Raw genomic sequence first — 2,441 nt, forward strand, 5'->3', positions numbered from 1 at the left:
GAGTACGCAGGGCCGCCGTGGCGGCGAGCGCGACCACGGCGGCCCTGCGTACTCCGGAGAGCGTGAGCTGGAGGACGACGGCGACAGCCGTGGCGATCCAGGCGCCACGGCTGAAGGACAGTGCGAGCGGCAGGGTCAGCAGCCCGGCGCAGACCAGGGCGACGGCCCGCCGCCCGCCGGGCCACCGTACGCCGTGGCCCTGGGCGCCATGGCCCTGTACGCCACAGTCCCGGGCGCCGTGATCCTTCACGCCGTGGCCCTGGGCGCCGGGCCCGTGGCCGTCGGCGGGACCGGACCCGGGACCGCGTGCACCGCGCACCGGAGCGAGTGCGAACCCGACCGCGATGACCAGTCCGTACGCGACGACGGTGGCCATCCCCATCACATCGGTCGCTCCGAAGGTGCCGACCGCGCGGATGTTCTCGCCCATGTACGAGGCACCGGTGCCGGTCAGATACTGCGTCACACCGATCGAGCCCTGCACCAGCGCCAGGGCGACCACGGCACCGGCGACGAGCCGGAAGTCCGCGCGGTCACGGATCAGCAGCAGCAGCGCGCCGGGCACCAGGACGAAGATCTGGAGATAGCGCGCCAGGCCGGGCAGGGTCGCCGCCGGTTCGTGCGCGGTGAGGGCGGCGACGGTCACGGCCAGCACCGGAAGTCCCAGCACCAGCGCGGCGGTTCTGGTCAGCGGCCTGGCCCGCTCGCGCAGCACCCGTACCAGGCAGTACAGGACGAGCAGCGCGGAGGCCGCGTCCGCGACATTGCCCGATCCGGCGGAGCCGTCGCCCGCGGGAGCCGCCGGTACGGCGATGAGCGCGACGACCGCCACGGCCGGCAGCACCGGCGCGTACCGGCGGGAGAACCGCCGCCACCAGAGGCCGGCAGCGCCCGCCGCGCCCACCGGACCCGCCAGGGCCGGCGGTCGCGGCCGGCGCGCGGCCGGCAGCAGGACGCCGAGGGCGTCGGCGGCCATCAGCTTCCCGCCGGACGGACCAGGGAGACCGCGGTCCGCAGCAGGATGCACACGTCCTGCCAGAGCGACCAGTGGTCGATGTAGTGGTTGTCGAACCGGGACCGGTCCTCGATGGAGGTGTCACCGCGCAGCCCGTGCACCTGGGCCAGCCCGGTGATACCGACGGGCATCCGGTGCCGGGCCGCGTAGCCGGGATGGGTCTTGCTGAAGTTGGCGACGAAGAAAGGGCGTTCCGGCCGGGGGCCGACCAGGCTCATGTCACCGCGCAGGACGTTCCAGAGCTGCGGCAGCTCGTCCAGCGAGGTACGGCGCAGAAAGCCGCCCACCGGGCTCATCCGCAGGTCGTTGGCGATGTTCCAGCGGGTGGCGGCCTCGTGGTCGTCGGCCGGGCGCAGCGTACGGAACTTCAGCAGCGTGAAGGGCCGCCCGTTCTGGCCGATCCGTTCCTGGCGGAAGAGCACACCGGGACCGTCGCCGAACCGTACGACCAGGGCGCAGATCAGCAGCACCGGCGAGATCGCCAGCAGGACGGGCACCGTGACCGCCACGTCCAGCAGGCGTTTGCCGACCGCGCCGTGGCGGCGCGCGGCCGGCGGTTCCGTCCGGCGCCAGGCGAACCCCCACAGATGCCGGTCCATGCCGGGCGCGGGAGCGGTGGTGTCCCAGGGGCCCGCGCCGATGAACGAGGTGGCGCAGCCGTACTCGTGGAACAGCGCGACCAGGGCGGACCGGTCCGTACCCTCACGCGAGCCGCCGAACCCGGGCCTCGCGAAGGCCGGATCGCGGAACCCGGCGTCGAGATAGCCGCCGGGACCGACCCCCGGACCGGCACCGGTCCCGGCTCCGGAGCCCGGACCGCCGTCTCCGTGGCCGGAGTCGATGAACAGCGCTTCCCGCACGCCGTTCTGGATGACGGCCCGGTGGATGCCCTCGGTGGAGGTGAGCACCGGCAGCGCGGGAGCGTCCGTACCCCCGCCGCCGCGACCGCCGTTCGCGCCGTCGTCCCGGGTCGGAGCGACGATCCCGACGGGCCGCAGTCCGTACTCGGGATGCTGGACGAGCAGTGCCGTCAGCCGCCGCGCCGCCGGGCCCGTACCGACGACCAGCACGGACCTCGGCCGGCTGCGCGCCGTCGCACGCCGGCGTGCGTGGACGAGCGAGCGTCCGCCGCAGGTCAGGACGAGCTGTACGAGGGCTCCGCCGAGCAGCGCCGTGATCCCCAGGGCGGTGCCCGGCAGGAGCGCGGCGAGCACCGCCGCTGCCGCGCACCACGAGACGGCGATACGGGTGGCCAGCGCGGGCAGTTGGTCCAGCGCCGAGAGGACGACGCCCGGACGGTAGAGCCCGCCGAGCGCGTGCAGCGCGGTCACCGAGACGACGAGCTGCACGGCCAGGACGGCCTCGCGCCGCTCGTCGCCGAGGACGGCGGCGGACAGGACGGCGGCGAGCGGCGCGAGGCCGTCCT

The 2,441-nt window shown here is 74.7% G+C and carries 1 protein-coding gene and 1 pseudogene; both read right to left on the bottom strand.

Annotation, left to right across the window (positions count from 1 at the left end; genetic code table 11):
- Positions 1 to 976 (bottom strand): annotated as a pseudogene (locus BFF77_RS36395) (hypothetical protein); the annotation flags it as partial.
- Positions 976 to 2,412, bottom strand: coding sequence for a sugar transferase (locus tag BFF77_RS37425; RefSeq protein WP_425424455.1), 1,437 nt, complete (start codon positions 2,410 to 2,412; stop codon positions 976 to 978). The pseudogene BFF77_RS36395 and the gene BFF77_RS37425, both read right to left, overlap by 1 nt.
- Positions 2,413 to 2,441 lie beyond the last annotated feature (29 nt).

It is taken from the genome of Streptomyces lushanensis, assembly GCF_001700515.1.
GTDB lineage: Bacteria > Actinomycetota > Actinomycetes > Streptomycetales > Streptomycetaceae > Streptomyces > Streptomyces lushanensis.